At 52.5% G+C, this 17,327-nt stretch carries 17 protein-coding genes; 16 read left to right on the top strand and 1 reads right to left on the bottom strand.

Features of this window, described 5'->3' with window-relative positions; genetic code table 11:
• Nucleotides 1-6: 6 nt before the first annotated feature.
• The 9 genes from PCH05_RS10625 to PCH05_RS10590 all read left to right on the top strand — a co-directional run bounded on the left by PCH05_RS10625 (nt 7) and on the right by PCH05_RS10590 (nt 9,877).
• Nucleotides 7-504 carry a GNAT family N-acetyltransferase gene (locus PCH05_RS10625; RefSeq protein ID WP_246049454.1) on the top strand — a complete coding sequence of 166 codons (498 nt, stop codon included), beginning with the start codon at nt 7-9 and terminating at the stop codon, nt 502-504.
• A 38-nt stretch (nt 505-542) separates the two neighbouring features.
• Nucleotides 543-1,115 (top strand): histidine phosphatase family protein, encoded by a 573-nt coding sequence (locus PCH05_RS10620; RefSeq protein WP_127602350.1) that lies wholly within the window; start codon nt 543-545, stop codon nt 1,113-1,115.
• Nucleotides 1,116-1,150: 35 nt separating this feature from the next.
• Entirely contained in the window at nt 1,151-1,285 is a 135-nt protein-coding gene (locus PCH05_RS27895) for a hypothetical protein (RefSeq protein WP_281278757.1), read from the top strand.
• Between the two features lie 227 nt (nt 1,286-1,512).
• Nucleotides 1,513-3,834 (top strand): AraC family transcriptional regulator, encoded by a 2,322-nt coding sequence (locus tag PCH05_RS10615; protein ID WP_127602349.1) that lies wholly within the window; start codon nt 1,513-1,515, stop codon nt 3,832-3,834.
• Between the two features lie 278 nt (nt 3,835-4,112).
• Nucleotides 4,113-4,985, top strand: coding sequence for an ABC transporter permease (locus tag PCH05_RS10610; RefSeq protein WP_127602408.1), 873 nt, complete (start codon nt 4,113-4,115; stop codon nt 4,983-4,985).
• A 31-nt stretch (nt 4,986-5,016) separates the two neighbouring features.
• Entirely contained in the window at nt 5,017-5,898 is an 882-nt protein-coding gene (locus PCH05_RS10605) for a carbohydrate ABC transporter permease (RefSeq protein WP_127602407.1), read from the top strand.
• A gap of 60 nt (nt 5,899-5,958) precedes the next feature.
• Complete coding sequence (locus tag PCH05_RS10600; RefSeq protein ID WP_127602348.1) at nt 5,959-7,638, top strand: ABC transporter substrate-binding protein; 1,680 nt, start codon at nt 5,959-5,961, stop codon at nt 7,636-7,638.
• A 25-nt stretch (nt 7,639-7,663) separates the two neighbouring features.
• A complete protein-coding gene (locus PCH05_RS10595) occupies nt 7,664-8,941 on the top strand; it encodes an alpha-L-fucosidase (protein ID WP_127602347.1) in 1,278 nt (425 codons plus the stop codon).
• A 63-nt stretch (nt 8,942-9,004) separates the two neighbouring features.
• Nucleotides 9,005-9,877, top strand: a complete 873-nt coding sequence (locus PCH05_RS10590) for a sugar phosphate isomerase/epimerase family protein (RefSeq protein ID WP_127602346.1) — start codon at nt 9,005-9,007, stop codon at nt 9,875-9,877.
• 121 nt (nt 9,878-9,998) lie between these two features.
• Here the strand turns inward: PCH05_RS10590 and PCH05_RS10585 are convergent, their stop codons facing one another.
• A complete protein-coding gene (locus PCH05_RS10585; RefSeq protein WP_127602406.1) occupies nt 9,999-11,267 on the bottom strand; it encodes an MFS transporter in 1,269 nt (422 codons plus the stop codon).
• Between the two features lie 275 nt (nt 11,268-11,542).
• Between PCH05_RS10585 and PCH05_RS10580 the strand changes: the two genes are divergently transcribed.
• The 7 genes from PCH05_RS10580 to PCH05_RS10550 all read left to right on the top strand — a co-directional run bounded on the left by PCH05_RS10580 (nt 11,543) and on the right by PCH05_RS10550 (nt 16,214).
• On the top strand, nt 11,543-12,019 hold the full coding sequence (locus PCH05_RS10580; RefSeq protein WP_127602345.1) for an AraC family transcriptional regulator: 477 nt from the start codon (nt 11,543-11,545) through the stop codon (nt 12,017-12,019).
• A gap of 327 nt (nt 12,020-12,346) precedes the next feature.
• On the top strand, nt 12,347-13,177 hold the full coding sequence (locus PCH05_RS10575) for a VanW family protein (RefSeq protein ID WP_127602344.1): 831 nt from the start codon (nt 12,347-12,349) through the stop codon (nt 13,175-13,177).
• Nucleotides 13,178-13,235: 58 nt separating this feature from the next.
• On the top strand, nt 13,236-13,691 hold the full coding sequence (locus PCH05_RS10570; RefSeq protein ID WP_127602343.1) for a GNAT family N-acetyltransferase: 456 nt from the start codon (nt 13,236-13,238) through the stop codon (nt 13,689-13,691).
• Between the two features lie 29 nt (nt 13,692-13,720).
• On the top strand, nt 13,721-14,482 hold the full coding sequence (locus tag PCH05_RS10565) for an enhanced serine sensitivity protein SseB C-terminal domain-containing protein (protein ID WP_127602342.1): 762 nt from the start codon (nt 13,721-13,723) through the stop codon (nt 14,480-14,482).
• A gap of 82 nt (nt 14,483-14,564) precedes the next feature.
• The gene (locus PCH05_RS10560) at nt 14,565-15,116 is read left to right on the top strand and encodes a putative glycolipid-binding domain-containing protein (protein ID WP_127602341.1); all 552 of its coding nucleotides are present in this window, start codon (nt 14,565-14,567) and stop codon (nt 15,114-15,116) included.
• Between the two features lie 138 nt (nt 15,117-15,254).
• Nucleotides 15,255-15,539, top strand: coding sequence for a hypothetical protein (locus PCH05_RS10555; RefSeq protein ID WP_127602340.1), 285 nt, complete (start codon nt 15,255-15,257; stop codon nt 15,537-15,539).
• A gap of 180 nt (nt 15,540-15,719) precedes the next feature.
• Entirely contained in the window at nt 15,720-16,214 is a 495-nt protein-coding gene (locus PCH05_RS10550) for a hypothetical protein (RefSeq protein WP_127602339.1), read from the top strand.
• Nucleotides 16,215-17,327 lie beyond the last annotated feature (1,113 nt).

Raw genomic sequence — 17,327 nt, 5'->3', positions numbered from 1 at the left:
TTGAGATTGATCACAATACATGAAGCGGCTTTCGCCGATAAATCGAAAATGCGTAATCTGTTGGAGCTATACAAATATGATTTCAGCGAGTTTGATCCGGAAGACGATGTGAATGAAAACGGTTTGTACGAGTACCGGTACCTGGATCATTACTGGACAGAGGATGGAAGGTACCCGTTTCTGCTGCGCGTGGACGGCAAGCTGGCGGGGCTGGCATTAATCCGCAGGCTTCATTATCCAGGCCATGAATCCGCGTATGAGATGGCTGAATTTTTCGTACTGAAAAAGTACCGCCGCACCGGAATGGGGCAGCTTGCAGCCAAGGAGCTGTTTGACCGGTTCCCGGGTACCTGGAAGGTCGCGGTCATGGAGAGTAACCTGCCAGCGAAGCTGTTTTGGCAAAAAATCATCGCGCAGTATGCCCAATCGAATTATAGGGAAACGAGGGAAGAGGATTGGGAGGGGCCGGTATTTATTTTTTCTTCTGGAACCGCGAGGGAATAGAGAAGAAATCCACGGGAGCGGGAAGGAGATGAAACAGCTTGAATACCGTCCTGTACCTGGTCAGGCATGCGGATTCGCAATACGTTCCCGGTTCGGAACGAAGCCGTCCGTTATCGGAGAAGGGTTTGGAAGACGCCCAGAAAATAAAAGCACTCCTGTGCAAGGAGCCAATCGACGCCTTTTACTCGAGCCCTTACCTCCGGGCCGTTCAAACCGTGGAAGCAGCCGCAGCTGCATTCGGGAAAGAGGTTATTCTGATCGAGGACTTAAGGGAACGGACCCTTGCGGGGGACCATGTTTTCTTGCCGGGTGATCAGTTTTACCGTATCAAAAGACAGCTTTACGATGACTTTGCCTATGCCTGCCCGGGGGGTGAATCAAGCTCAGAGGCACAGCGTAGAGGCGCAAGTGCTATTCTTGAGCTTCTGAACCGCAGCCGGGGACAGGTCATTGCCGTCGGCACCCATGGGGATATCATGACGCTGATTCTGAATTTTTTTGATCCGGCGTACCATTTCGAGTTTTGGGCATCGACCTCGATGCCGGATATGTATCGATTGGAGTTTGAGGGCAACGAGCTGGTACAAGTGACGCGATGCTGGCCGGCTTGAAGCACAGGGGATCAGAAAAGGAAGGGGGCTCCCTTATGACCTCGATCATCATTATTTTCCTGCTGGTCCTGAATCTGGGCGTTCTGCTGCATATCAATCATAAAATTCCAAAGCGGGATTATGTTCAAGAGGCGATGGAGCGGGACGGTGACCAACAGGAAAACGGATAAATTGAATACAAGCCGATAATGAAAAGCTGTGCCGGATATTCGCATCCGGCCGGCTTTTTTTACATATCAGAAGCTATATATTGAGCTCTCCGCAAAGAAGACTTCGGAGCTTGGCTCTACTTCGTGGGGTAATTTTACGGATATGACTACGGATGTAAAGACGAGGCTTCGCTTCTCTGCTATATTGGGATTAATATTGCAAACATTGGCAAAGGGTGGGATACGTTTTGAGGAATGCTTCCGGAGAACGCGCGACATTGATTTTTCGTTTTTTTGTACCTTATGCGCTTATATTACTGGGCTCCCTGCTGGTCGGGTGGTTCGCCTATCACAAGACGTCGGCTCTGGTGGAGACGGAAACGATGAAAAGCAGCGCGGCGGCGCTCGGTCAGATCCGGGAAGCGCTGGACCGGCGTTTTGCCGAAGTGGAGACCATCGCCGAACAAATGTCCAGCGAATCCAAAATCCAGGCCTTTCAATTCGTCAAAGCCCCATATGAGGACACCAATCCCTACAGGCTGTGGGATCTGGAGAAAACCTTGTTCGATTACCGGATGTCCAACCACTTTATCGTGGATTATTATATTGCATACAAAAACAGCGGGATGTTCATTTCCCCGCGCAAGGTGTATAACGCGAAACAGTTTTACAGCCTGCAGCTGCATTACGATAACCTTTCGTTCGAGGACTGGTACGCTCAGCTGTTTGACACGTACTACTATAAAACCTACAAACCTGGAATGCCGGTGAAATATGAAGGCAAACCGTATTCGGTTGTCAGCTATATGCAGTCCTTCGGCACCAAAGACAGCGGGGGCGTGATCAGCGTGCTGATCAACAACAAGCAAATCCAGGAGATGCTGAGGCATATCGATTCGGAACAGGGCGGTTTTGCTTACGTTGCCGACCAGAACGGCAACCTGATCAGTCAAGTAGGATTAGAAAAGGAGTTCGAGGATTTGAAAGCGCTTCCTGTAAAAGAGGGCTTTTCCCAAATCCGCTGGAACGGACAGCGGATGCTGATTACGCAGACCACCTCCAGCTATAACGGCTGGACCTACGTATCCGCCCAGCCGGAGGCGGTTGTATTGGAAAAGGCCAACTACATCAAGGAGCTCACGTTGACGGTCTTTGTATTGGCGCTCATCGCGGGGTTGATCTTCGCGGCATTTTTGGCCTATCGGAGCAGCCGGCCGGTGTTCACCATGCTGCAGCTGCTGCCGTTGAAGCCGGGGACTCCAAGAAAACGGCCGCCGCTAGGCAACCTGATGGATGATATCCGCAGCTCGGTATCGGCGCTGGTGGAGAGCCACGATGCGCTGAACAGCCGTTTGGAAGCCCAGCTGCCGCTGCTTCGCAACGTATTTTTTGACCGGTTGCTGCAGGGGGGATTTACATCAGCGGAGGAACTCGAGGGCGCAATGGAGCATTCGCGCATCGAGCTTGGCGGAAGCATACTGACAGCCGCAGTCATTCAGCTGCGCGGTTATCACGCCCCATACAACGAAGAAATGCTCATGGAGCTGGATATTGTGAAGCTGGATATCCGCGACGTGGTTTCGTCTTTCGAGCTGAATGAGCGTATTAGCGTGCATCTGCATGATTTGGGTGAAAACAAGCTGGTCCTGCTGCTCCACGGTGAAGACCAAATGGCGGAGCGTTTTATGGAGAGAGTGAGACGGCTTCTGGGCGGGCTGTACGAAAGCTTGAGGGAAGTCAGCAGCGCTGGCTTGGTTATCGCCGTGGGAACCTGTCAAATGAGATGGATGGAAACGTACCGCGCCTATGGCGAAGCCGAATTTTTGCTTCTTCATGCCGCCTGGAGCGAAACTGACCCGGTACAGTATTACGATGAGGCGGAAGTACCGGTGCCCGCTTACTTTTATCCAGCCGATGTGGAGCAGCGGCTGATTCAGCTCGTCCGGTCGGGGAACAAGCCGGAAACGGCAAGGCTGATTGAACAGATCAAGGAGAAAAACGGAGGCACGCAGCAGGTACCCGCGGTGACGCAGAGATTGCTGGCGCAGGAGCTGTGCGGGACGCTCATGAAATGCTGCGAGCCATCCGGTAGCGGGGATATGGGGCCGAATGAGGAGGTGGAAGTCGTGCTGAAGGCATCCGAGCCGGCTCTGCCGCCTTCCGAAGCGATTCCTATGCTGTTTCACGCGCTGCTTCAGCTGTGCCACAAGCAAGAGGAGCGCAAGCGCAGCCACAATGATTCCTTGGCCGGAAAGCTGATGGACTACATCGACAAGCATTTTCAGGACCCGGATTTAAGCCTTGCCGTATTGTCCGGCGAAGCCAAAAACTCGGAGGCTTACGTATCTTATTTTTTCAAAGAACAGACCGGCATGAATTTCTCCGATTACCTGGAGCATGTCCGCATGGAGGAAGCGAAAAGGCTCCTTCTTAGCAGCCTGATGCCTGTCAGCGAAATTGCCTCCCGGACCGGATATCTGTCACTGAATACGTTCAGCAGAGCCTTCAAACGCGCCAATGGCATCAGTGCAACGGAGTACCGCAAGGACAATCAGGCTCGCGAAGCCTAATACGCATGCGTGAAAAAAGCGGGAACTGCCCTTGATGGACGCTTCTAGCCGGTAGGTGGTTTCTCGTTTTCTGCGGGCGCCGCGGCTGTCATCTAAAGAAAAGAATAGCGGTCTTTATCTGCATAATGCCGTTTCTAAAGCGCGGAATAACGTCAGAAACTTGCAGATTTACCGAATGGAACGCCCCATTCTATACTTCAATCACCGGCCGGAATAAAAAATGAAAATCGGGGGTGACTGGGCTGAATCTTTGGAAAGACATCAGACGCAAATGGCAGCTGTACGCACTGTTTGCTTTGCCGCTGATCTACATCATCATATTCAAATATGTGCCGATGTACGGCGCGCAGATCGCATTCAAAGAATTTAACGTAACCAAAGGCATCGGAGGCAGCCCGTGGGTCGGCTTCGCGCAGTTCGAGCGTTTCTTTCATTCGCATGAATTCTGGAGATTGCTGCGGAACACGCTGGTGATCAGCTTTTATGCCCTGCTCGCAAGCTTTCCGTTTCCGATTATCCTGGCGCTTGGGCTGAATTATGTGAAGAGCCGGCGTTTCAAAAATACGGTCCAGATGATCACGTACGCACCGTATTTCATCTCGCTGGTCGTGCTGGTGGGATTGCTGCTGCAGTTTCTCGATCCGCGGACCGGGCTGATCAACACGCTGCTCGGGTGGTTCGGGCTTGGACCATTTCATTTTATGGCACAGGCTTCCTGGTTCAAATCGATTTATGTCTGGTCGCATGTATGGCAGAATACGGGCTTTGCCTGCATCATTTATTTGGCAGCGCTCTCCGGCATCGATCCCGCGCTTCATGAAGCGGCCGTGATGGACGGCGCCACCAAGGTTCAGCGGATGCGGCATATCGACATTCCAGGCATCTTGCCAATCGCGGTCATCCTGCTCATCCTGAACACCGGGCAGATGCTGGAGACCGGTTTTGAGAAAATTTTGCTGATGCAAAATGCGCTGAATTTGCGCTCATCCGAAGTCATCGATACGTATGTGTACAAAGTCGGCCTCGTGTCGCAGGCCATGAATTTCTCTTATGCGACAGCTATCGGCCTGTTCAAGGCGGTAATCGGCTTCATTCTGCTGATTATCGTGAACCAGACGGCCAAACAATTGAAGCAGGAAAGCTTATGGTAGAAAGGCGGCGGAAACCTTGCACAAAACGAAAATGAAAGAAGCCGGCTCTGACCGTCTGTTTACGATCGTGAATTACAGCGTGCTGACGCTCATTATGATCATCGTGCTGTATCCTCTTGTTTATGTTGTAAGCGCTTCATTCAGTTCAAGCAGCGCCGTTTTATCCGGCCGGGTGTGGCTGTGGCCCGTAGAGCCGACGCTGGACGGATACCGGGCTGTATTTAAGAACGGCATGGTGATCCGCGGATTCATGAATACCGTGTTCTACACGGTGGCGGGAACGGGCATTAACCTGCTGTTTACGGTTTTGGCCGCGTATCCGCTCTCCAGAAAGGATTTTCGCGGACGGAATATATTCATGCTGCTGTTCGTGTTCACGATGATGTTTAACGGCGGGCTGATTCCGACCTACCTGCTTGTCAAAAATCTCGGGATGATTGACACTGTCTGGTCGATGCTGATTCCTGCGGCTTTGTCCGTCTGGAACGTCATCATTATGAGAACCTATTTCCAAACAACCATTCCCGGCGAGCTGCTGGAAGCTTCACAACTGGACGGCTGCACGGACTTCCGGTTCCTGCTCCGGATTGTGCTTCCTTTATCGGGACCGATTTTGGCCGTCATCGCCTTGTTTTACGCGGTGGGTCACTGGAATCAGTATTTTAACGCGATGATTTTCCTCAAACGGGCGGATTTATATCCGCTGCAATTGATCCTGAGAGATATTCTCGTGCAGAACGAGATCAATATCGATATGCTTGGTGACGCCAAAACGGCTGCCGCACGCCAGGGGCTGCGAGAGCTGCTCAAGTATTCGCTCATTGTAGTCACTTCCGTACCGCTGCTGGTGGTGTATCCGTTCGTGCAGAAGTTTTTCGTAAAAGGTGTCATGATCGGTTCGCTCAAAGGCTGACCGCTGAAGAGCCGGCGGTGGGAGCCGTTCAATAACGATGAAAAATCATGGAGGGTTGTTATGTACAAGAAAGTCAGAACAATAGCAGGTCTTGTCATCGCGGTCAGCATGCTGCTGGCAGGATGCTCGGGCGGATCGAAAGAAGGAAGCGGGAATTCCCAAGAGAGCAAAGAGCCCGCTGCAGCAGCGTTGGCATTATCCGAGCCCGGAACCTATCCGCTCGTGAAGGAGAAGACGACGCTTAAAATCATGGTGCGTGGAAATCCGCTGGTCGAGAACTTTGAAACCAACGAATTCACGAAATGGTATGAGGAGAAAACGAACGTCCATATCGAATGGGAGGTCGTACCGGAGCAGAGCATGCAGGAAAAGCTGAATCTGGTGCTGGCGAGCGAGGATTATCCCGATGTCATCATGGGTTTGAACGTATCGCCGACCCAGCAGATGATTTACGGCTCACAGGGGGCGTTCCTGCCACTGAATGACCTGATCGAAAAGCAGGGAACGCAGACGAAAAAAATGTTTCAGGACAATCCGGAAATCAAGGATATGGTCACCGCGATCGACGGCAATATCTATGCGCTGCCCGAGGTGAACGACTGCTATCACTGCTCGATGAGCCAGAAAATGTGGATCTATGAGCCTTGGCTGAAAAAGCTGGGACTTGAAATGCCGCAAACGACGGAAGATCTCTACAACGTGCTCAAAGCATTCAAGGAGCAGGATCCGAACGGCAACGGTAAAAAGGATGAGATACCGCTGTCGATCACTCAAAAATCCTGGCGCTCGACGATCGATTCCTTCCTGATGAACTCGTTCATTTATAACCCGGTTTACGGCTCAAGCAGCAAGCATATGTTCATTAAAGACGGGAAGCTGGACGTAGCCTACAACAAGCCGGAATGGCGGGAAGGGCTGCGCTATATCAACAAGCTCTACAAGGAAGGCCTAATTGCGCCGGAATCCTTTACCCAGGACGAGAATCAGCTGATTCAGCAGGGCGAAAATCCGGGCACGGTGATCCTGGGAGCATCCACCGGCGGTCATGAAGGCGTCTTCACACAGCTGATGGGGGATAGCGGGCGCTGGAAAGAGTATAAAGCCGTGCCACCGCTGAAGGGACCGGGTGGCGTGCAGTATGCGGCCTTGGACACGACGGCATTGACGCCGGGCTCATTCATCATCACGAAAAAAGCAAAAAATCCGGAGCTGGCTCTCCGCTGGGCCGACGGATTATATGAGAAGGAAATGACGCTGCGGAGCGTATATGGACGTCCGAATCAGGAATGGCGCGACGCCAAGGAAGGCGAGGTTGGCATTAACGGGAAGCCTGCCGTATGGTCCGAGCTCAAATCCTTCGGTACGGTTCAGAACGTGAACTGGGCACAGACGGGTCCTGCGCTGCGCTCCAACGATTTCAGATTGTCGGCGGTCGCAAAAGGTGACGACGATTTAGAGGTAATCCTGTACAACGAGACGAAGAATAAATATGAGCCGTATAAGCCGAAGGATGTCAGCACGGTACCGCCGTTGTTCCTGACCAATGAACAGGCGTCGGAAGTAGCCGACCTCGCCAAAACGATCAATGATTACGTGGATGAGATGATCGCGCGCTTCGTCATCGGCGATGCAAGCCTGGATGCGGATTGGGATGACTACGTCAGCCAGCTGGATAACATGAACCTGAAGCGCTACCTGGAAATCTATCAGACGGCTTATGACGATAAGAACAAAAAATAAACCAGCTAACGGAGGTACAACAGACATGAATGCGCGCTTTGAACGAACGCTCCCGCTGATGAAGGACCGCTTCGGCCTGTTCATTCACTGGGGCCTGTACGCCATTCCCGCAAGGGGGGAGTGGGTACGCAGCCAGGAGCGGATCACCAACGAGCAGTATCAGCCTTATTTCGAAGAGTTTAATCCGGTATTGTATGATCCGCGCAGCTGGGCCAAAGCGGCCAAGGCCGCAGGCCAGAAGTATGCGGTGCTGACGACGAAGCACCATGACGGCTTCTGTCTCTTTGACAGCCAGCTGACGGACTACAAGGCGACGAATACGCCGGCGGGAAGGGATCTGATTCGCGAATACGTGGAGGCATTCCGTGCGGAAGGGATCAAGGTCGGCTTCTATTATTCGCTGATCGACTGGTATCACGACGATTATCCGGCCTACGGCGACCGTCAGCATCCGATGCGGGATGACGAATCGTTCAAGGATAAGGAAATAAACTTCGACCGCTATCTGGATTACATGCACGGCCAAGTCAGGGAGCTGCTGACCAACTACGGCAAAATCGACATCATGTGGTTCGACTTCTCTTACGATGATATGACCGGAGAAAAATGGCGCGCGACCGAGCTGATCCAGATGATCCGCTCTCTCCAGCCGGACATCGTGATCGATAATCGGCTTGGCGGTAACATCATGGCGAAGGAGCCTGAAATCTATGCGGGCGATTTCTTCTCGCCGGAGCAGATCATCCCGCCGGAAGGCATCGTAAATGATGCGGGCGAGGCAATTCCGTGGGAGGCCTGCATTACGCTGAACGACCATTGGGGTTATCACTCCACGGACCGGAACTATAAGTCGCCGCGCCAGGTCATTCGGGCTTTGGTGGAATGCGTCAGTAAGAATGGCAATCTGCTGCTGAATGTGGGACCGGATGCCAAAGGCGAAATTCCGCAGGAATCGCTGGATATTCTGGCGGCGGTCGGCGCATGGCTTCACCGCAACGGCGACAGCATCTATGGCTGCGGCATTGCCGAGCTGCCGAAGCCGGAGTGGGGGCGCTATACTCAGCGTGGCAACAAGCTGTACGCTCACGTATTCGACCGCGGCATCGGACCGATCTACTTCCAGGGGCTGAAGGGCCGGATTAAAAAAGCACGGCTGTTGTCGGACGGCAGCGAGCTTCACGTCCAGACACCATGGATGGCGGACCAGTATTCCGACACCGCAAGCGGAGCCTTTATCCACATCGCAGGCGGCGACCTGCCGGATGAGCTGGATACGGTAATCGAACTGGAGCTTTACGAATAAATTGGTAGCAGCTGGGCCGGAAATGGATTGGCAATTCTCATGCGGAGGAGGATGATGAACGAAATGAAGCCCGGAGTAAGCACATATAGTCTTTTACATGCGATCAAAGCCGGAGAGATGACCGTACTGGACGTCATCGACTGGATTGCGGAGCAGGGCGGAGAACATATGGAAATCGTTCCTTACGGATATACACTCGAAGACCAGCCGGATCTCGCGGACGCCGTCCGCGACCGGGCGGCTTCGATGGGCATCGAGCTGTCGAATTATTCCATGCCCGCGAATTTCGTGCAGGAGACCAGCGCAGCATTCGAGGCGGAGATCGAGCGGATCAAGCGGCATGTCGACACCGTGCACCGTCTGGGCATGAAGCATATGCGTCATGACGTGACCGCCTTTACGCTGCCGCCGGAGAAATGGGGCATCGATTATCTGGAGGAGCATCTGAATCAGATCGTGGAAGGATGCCGGCAGATTGCCGATTACGCTGCGGGTTACGGCATTACGACCACGATCGAAAACCATGGCGTCAGCGTTCAGGCAAGCGATCGGGTACAGCGGGTTCTGCGGGCAGTGGACCGGCCGAACTTCAAGACGACGCTTGATATCGGCAACTTCCTCTGCGTCGACGAAGAACCGCTGGTAGGCGTAAAAAAGAACCTGCCATATGCTTCGCTGATCCACGTCAAGGATTTCTACATCCGTCCCGCGGATGAAAATCCGGGCGGCGGCGACTGGTTCCGCAGCACGAATGGTAAGTACCTGCGGGGTGCGATCTTCGGCCAGGGCGACATCGATGTCCGGCGCGTACTGCGCCTGGTGAAGGCATCCGGCTACGACGGCTATATCACGCTCGAATTCGAGGGCATGGAGGAATGCCGCGAAGCCACCAGGCTGGGATTGGAAAATTTACGGCGGATATGGGAAGAAATCTAACCGGTTATACGCGAAAAGCCTGTTCATGCTTGATAAGCATGAGCAGGCTTTTTTAGTTTCGGGACGGAGTGGAAAGGTTCGGTCTTTAACGCCCTCTTTTTGTGAAGTGAAACTGCGCGTTTTACAAGGGGGCCGCAGCTTTGGAAGCTGAGGTTCTCCGTTCCTTGAACATGAAATAATAGATCGCCGATGCGCTGATATAGAGCACGCCGGTCATGCTGAAGGTAATCGCATAGCCCCAATAGGTTCCATACGAAGTCAAAAGGAAGGACTGCACCGGCCCCATCGTGGCCCAGCCGAGCATAAAAGCCGTCTGCGTCATGGAATTGGCGATGCCGCGCCGCGCGTCGGATACCCGGTCCACCATGATGGAGGACTGAATCGGGTTCGCCGCGTTCATCAGTGCCTGCCGGAACAGGAAGCTCACCGAGGCCATGAAGAGCAGGTTCGTGAATCCGGTGAGCAGCAGGAACGGCAGCGACATCATCTGAAACAGCACCACGGCTTTTACCGGTCCGACGCGCCGCGCCAGCGTCGGGCCGATCAGCATCGATACGATGGTCATAACCTGTCCGAGCGAGATCAGGACGCCTACGGCCGTCAAGGAAACGGCGAAGCGGTTGCTGAAGTACAGGTTCAAATACGGTACGACCAGACCGGAGCCCGTCCCGACAATAAGCTGCGCAAGCGTGAATTTGAGAATCGTTTTCCAGTCGTCCTTGGCATGGACAGGACGTCTTGCGGGCGTTTCCGGCTCCCGTGCCTCGATCATGACCTTCGCTTTGACAGGCTTGACGAACATCAGCGGTACAAAAGCGACCGCGCTGGCCGCCCCGCCGATGAACAGCACGGCCTGCAGGCTGCGGATTTTGTCCCATCCGGCCTGCTGCAGCAGGTCCGCGAGAAATCCGCCACCGCTGCTCCCCAGCACCTGGGCCGCCAGCACGAGCGAGAAATGAAAGCTGAACATTTTGAGCCGCTGCTCTTTATCCGTATTCTCGGCAAGGAACGGAACCGCGATGACCTGGAAAAAGGCGGCGAACAGACCGGCAGCGACCGCCAGGACGATCAGCCCGGATTCCGCGCCGGCAAAAGCCCGGCCCATGAAGGTAACGCCAGTCAGCAGCGCCCCGAGCATCAGCAGAAACCGGTGGCTGACACGGTCGGCGATCAGGCCGATCGGAATGAAAATGAGCGCGGTCGCGAGAGATTGGACGCTGACGATCGTGCCGTTCATCGTATCGCTGTAGCCCAGCGCTTGAATGTATAAATTGTAGAGCACGGAAAACATGCCCGTCCCGATCTGGTAGAGCAGATTCGCGAGAAAAAAGAGTTTGATATTGCGTCCGAGATGTTTCCAACCTGATGTGAGCGCATGCAGCACATGCATGATGTCTGATCCTCCGTTTGTCCACATGATAAGTCCTATCCCATTGTAGCAAGGGAATCTACCGGAGGGAAGCAGAATTTGGAAGATGTCCGTCATAGGGGGACAGGTTGTGTAATCGAATTTGAAGGCGAAGGGAAGAAAGATCCTCATATACGTGTTTACCATCCTCGTCCAACAACGATAACAACATGACCAAAAAAACAAATGAATAATATTTTATATCATGTTAGCATCCGAAATGTAAGGATTATCCAAGAGAAGAGGGAGACAATTTCATGGAAATGAGAGTCGAAGGAATTCCGAATTACCGTCTTGCGTATGTCCGACAGACCGGTCCGTACTGCCCGGGCAATGTGCAAGCGATGGAACATCTGAAACGCTGGGCGAAGGCAAAGGGTTTGCTGACTGAGTCGGCTATATTGTTCGGAATTCCGCAAGATCATCCCCAAACCACGCTTCCTGAGCATTGCCGATATGATGCATGTATCGTTATTTCCGAAGATACAATCATTACGGAAGATGACCTCATGAATGATGGCGTCTGCGAAAGCGAATTTATTGGCGGAGATTATGTTGTTTTCAAGATCCGGCATACCGCAGAGGCGATGCAAAGAGCTTGGGCAGACATTTTTCCGGCCGTACACAGCCTGGGATATCAGGTGGACAACAAACCGATTGTAGAAAAATACACTGGTTATGATTTGCTTCACCGTAATCTATGCGAAATTTGTGTCCCAATAAAATCGATCTGACTTGACGGCCTTAGATTAAACCATTCAGATCAACGACGGTCATTCACTGTAATCATCTTCGTTGATCTGTTTTTCGTTCGGCATCTTCAATCAAAAATAATCCTCTGCCGCACTGAAACAATTGGAAGCCGTTTTTCGTACATAAGGAGAGGAATAGACTGGGAAGGAGGAACGCCGCTTGAAAGACGAGATAACAGTATTGGAAGTGCAGTCGCTGGAGCCGGAGCTGCTTGAGGATGTTGTCGGACGGTTCGCTGGATGACACGGTATTAAATGATATGAAAACTCAATAAAAATTTGCCTTGACTGGACAGGTGAAAATAATTCATGTTGAAGAAAATCCTCGTTAAAATCCCTTTTGCTTACACCCTGCGCGTACACCAGCTTCGCTGGTCGCGAAGCCTGCACAACCAATTCAGCACGTTTGCCACGCAGCGAAGCGAATCCCCGCTGCCTCAAGTCATGAAACGGCATCAATCGCTCCTCCGGCGTAAGCTTGGTTCCTCGGATCCAAGACTGCAGGAGAACAAAATTACGAACCTCGGCATCGCTATAAGCAGAATGAACGGCGTGATTATCCAGCCGGGAGAAACCTTTTCCTATTGGAAACTGGTAGGCAAGCCCTCCAAGCGCAAAGGATACATTGAAGGACTGCAGCTGTCGCGGGGAGAGGTGAGAACCGGCATCGGCGGAGGCTTATGCCAGCTGGCTAACCTGCTGTACTGGCTTGCGCTCCACTCTCCGCTCGAAGTAGCGGAACGCCATCACCACAGTTTTGATCCGTTTCCGGATGATCACCGGGTGCTGCCCTTCGGCAGCGGAGCGAGCGTATTTTACAATTACGTCGATTTGCGGTTTCATAACTCCACTTCACAGCCGTTTCAGTTCAACCTGTGGCTGACGGATGAGCATTTGAAAGGGACGCTGAACTGTGGAGAGGAATGGCCTTATGCCTATCACATGGAGGAACGGAACCACCAGTTCCATGTTAAGGACGGAAAAAACTACAGGGAGAACGAAATCTGGCGAAGAGTCGTGGACAAAAAGACGGGGCTGACCATTATGGAGGAGCTTCTGGTCCATAATTATTCGGAGGTGAAATACGAGATTCCGTCCGCGAAACCGTCCGTGCCTGCGCAGGGTCCGGTGACGATGTAGCGGGTTTGCTGTACAATAGGAAGCATATCTTGAATACATAATGAAGGAATGAATGCCCATGGCCAATGTGTATCAGGCGTCTGCCGATGATCTTGAGGATTTGGCAGTCTTGTTTAATGAATACCGGATGTTTTACAAGCAGGAATCGGATCTGGAGGGGACACGTGTTTTCCTGTCCGAGCGGCTGGCCTTGAAGGAGTCCATCCTATTCATTGCCAGGGACGAATCGGGGCAGGCGATGGGCTTTACCCAGCTGTACCCTTCCTTCTCGTCGGTTTCCATGCAGCGCATGTTCATCCTGAACGATCTTTATGTGAAACCGGTTTGCCGCAAGCAGGGGGCGGCGGCGAAACTCTTGGAAGCCGCGAGGGAATATGCATCAGCGCTTCAGGTGAAGGGTCTGGAGTTATCCACCGCCAAAGATAACCTGACAGCGCAGCGTCTTTACGAGCAGTCCGGTTATGAGAAGGATACGGAATTCGAACATTATTTTTTGAGCTTGGTGCAGCGATAACCGGTTCATCATGAAAGGAGCATGCAGCAATGGAATTTGAACCCCAAAACAAGCTGGAGGAACAACTGGTGATGGCAGCGCAGTATCCGATCGCCAGAGAAGACTTTTACCGCGAGCTGCTGGAGTCGGAGGTTTATACGATTCAGGTGGGGATGCAAGCCCGGGACCATCAGCATCAGACGCTGGTTTCGGGGGACCGCATCAACCTGATCAACGTGCAATATAACGGGACGGATTACGTACCGATCTTCACGTCGCTGCTGCGGCTGCAGCAGTTTATCAAGGAAGAAGCCCAGTTCATTTCGATGAAAGCAAAAGATTTTTTTGATCTGACCCGTGGCACGGCGGTACTGCTGAATCCCGGCTCCAGCTATGGCAAGGAGTTTTTGCCCGGAGAGATCGCTTCGCTATTGGACGGATCGATGTTTCAGCAGGTGGCGAGCCGGGAGCTGGAGAAGGATACGCAAATTATGATCGGACAGGCTGCCATACAGCCGACCGAGCTGCTGGAGGCACTGAGCGGCCTGTTCAAAACGATGAAAAACGTGACATCGGCATATCATGCTCATTACTTCAACCCGGATACGGATGAAAGTCCGCATACGTTGATCGCGATCGAGTTTACCGGCGACCGGGAAGCTCTGATGCAGCAAGCGGGTCGCATCGCGGGATCGGTGCAGGTGCCGAATCCTCCCGTCGACTTCATCGAGCTGTCCGAGGATTCGGGCGTATACGATTATTTTAAGTCGATCGAGCCGTTCTATCAGAAGAAGAAGTTTAAACTGTTCTAATGGATGCGGAGGCGGCAGCCTCCGTATTTATTTGAGTTCGCGTCATGCCATAGATAATAGCTCAGGACAGGAGAGTGCAGGCATGGAAACGACCATCATATGGAAGCGTGTGGATGGAACGGGCATGGAATATTGCATGCATAGCTTGGGGAAGCGGACGAGCATCCGCGGCAGAGTCATTCGTGCAGAGAAGAATGAATCCTCATTCGTCGAATACAGCGTGATATGCGATGAATCAGGGAACACCGTGGAAGTGGATATCGATTACAACCGGCAGCATGAAGTTCAGACCATCCGTTTGCGGAAGGACGAGGAGCATCGCTGGACGTGCGACGGCATCCCGCTTCCCGAGCTGGACGGATTACTGGATATTGATATCGGCGCAACACCGTCAACGAATGTGCTTCCGATCCGGAGATTGGGGCTTAAAGTCGGTGATTCCGCGGAAGTGACGGCTGCGTGGGTCCGATTTCCGGAATTTGACGTGAGGCCGCTTCAGCAAATCTATACCCGCTTGCAGGATGGCGAATACGAATACCGCTCATCGAGCGGTTACTCGGCCTTGCTGAAGACCGATGCAGAAGGCATCATCCATGAGTATGAGGGCGAGTGGACGGAAAGCGGCAAGCTTTGACGCTGAACCTGTTTTCTTAGCTCAACGATAAACCGATTCTCTCTCTTAAAATGGACTATGAAACTATGACAATCATCGCTTCATTTTATAGATTTCGTCATAGAATATCATATCCTTGAGAGAAGGGAGGTGATCGGCATGGCGCTTCTTCTTCCGCAACAATTTTTCGATCTGGCACCGAATGTCGGCAAATCCTATTACGAAAATCTGGAAGGCGGCACGAACGCGGCGGTTACCGTTCAGAACAACTCGACCAACCCGGTGAGCCTGGTCATTACGAGAGTTGACGCTCCGGTAATCACTTACGTCATTCCAGCCATAAACAGCTTGACGCTCTCTGTAAAAGGTTTGTTGGTCGCAGCGCTGCTGACGGGTGCAACCCCGGCCTTCGGCACGATTCAGGTGGCTACGTTTGAATTCTAAACGCAGACTGCTGATCTGAGTTAGGACCCATGTAAAAAAGGGCAGGCTTTCATGAATGGAGCCTGTCCTTTTTTTGTTTTTTTGCCAAAAAAAGCTGGAAACCAACGCTGGAAGAAGGTATGATATAGGAAATTCTTATATATCCAATGAATTTACTATGAATTGAATGAGGAACCGGATATGAACATGAAAAAGCTGCTGATCCCCACTATACTGGTAGTGATTTTACTGATCCCTTTTGGCGTCAGTTTTTTCTCGTTTCAGTCGCAGCAGATTGCAAACCAGGGCGCGAAGGAGTTCTCCCTCCACCTGCAGGCAGCCATGTCCCGTCATCAGGCATTCAAATTATCGGATTTGACTTCGGTCGAGTGGGACCGGGTTTATGTGTTTCATCCCTATACCTCCAAGAGCGAAATGGAGAAAACCACCGCCATTCGCTGGAGCACGAGCCATTCCTATTTCGATTATTTGCTGGAGCGGACCTTTCTGGGGGAATACCCGCTCGATGATGATTCGCTGAATAAGCTCGTATTCATGAAGGATGGGAAGGTGGTCCTTGACGTGACGTTGAATCGCGCGGAGGCGGATTTTACAGATGTGAAAGAAATACAGCAGGATCAGGAGCTTACACTTGAACCAGCGGAGGGAAATCGGGTTGTTGTCTTCACTCCGTAATGAATCTAATTTTAATGGATGAGCAAGCCGTTTCCGTTCCGGAAACGGTTTTTTTCTATAAAAACTTAAGAAGATGGAAGGCTTCTCACCCGGATTCCGGATAGAATCCAAGGAACGCCGGGCTAAGCTTTCGTTCATTTTATATATTTTCGTAAAATAACACCTCGTTCGCAAAGAAACGCACATCAGTTTGGAAGCGCTTTTAATTTAAGATGAAGGGGAAGTCCAAATTGGTGGAGGGGGTTCATCGATGAGCAAATGGAGGCCTGCGATGGCGGGGCTGTTGGCCCTTTTGCTGATATTGTCTGCATTTCCGGCTTACGCGGCAGAGAATAGCGGAGAGATATCGGCGCAGGGCACAGTCCCTGGCGGTCAGGTCATGATCAAGAACAAGTGGAAAAGCAATGTGTTGTATGAGGCGTCCGACGGGACGGTGAGATATGGGTTGCCGGGAGCAAACGATGAATCCGCCCGGTGGATCGTGGAATCGGCCGATGGAGTCTCGACCATCAAGAATGCCAAGACGGGGCACTACATCAGCATCGCTCAAACATCTCAGCGTTCGCAGCCTCTGAAGACCGTAGAAGCAGGGGCATCGGATAAGGAAAAATGGAGCATTGAGCCGTCGAGCAGAGAAGGCTATATGGTCATCCGCAGCGCTGCTGCTTCCGGCGGCAATGCCGTCATTCACGAGGAGGATCAGCTAGGCTTTGCGGAGGCGAGCGCCGACATCAATATTACGTTCGAAAGTCCGCAGTGGGCATTCGTGCCCGTGGATAACCGCTCGCCCGTTCAATTGGAAAGCCGGCAGCGCGTGGGACAGGTGATGGTGGAAAAGGACGGAAAAGTCCAATATGCCAAAGCCGAAGCGGGCGACATGAATGCGCAGTGGTATCTGGAACCAGGCGATATCCCGGGCAGCACGTTGATCCGCAACCGGGCCACGGGTCACCTCGTCACGCAGAATACGACCACATGGGCCGGAGCGCTTGCCCAAGATCCGGATTCGAAGGATCCGAGCTTAAGCGAATGGCTTCAGAAGGAGGCTCCGGATGCTTCGGGCTACGTAATATTCGAGAATGTCAGCTCAAGGCCGGAGGCGGATACGGAAAA

The organism is Paenibacillus chibensis (genome assembly GCF_004001045.1).
GTDB classification, from domain to species: Bacteria; Bacillota; Bacilli; order Paenibacillales; family Paenibacillaceae; genus Paenibacillus_AQ; species Paenibacillus_AQ chibensis.
Note: the sequence above shows the minus strand (reverse complement) of the source record. Positions and strands in the feature narration are given on the sequence as shown.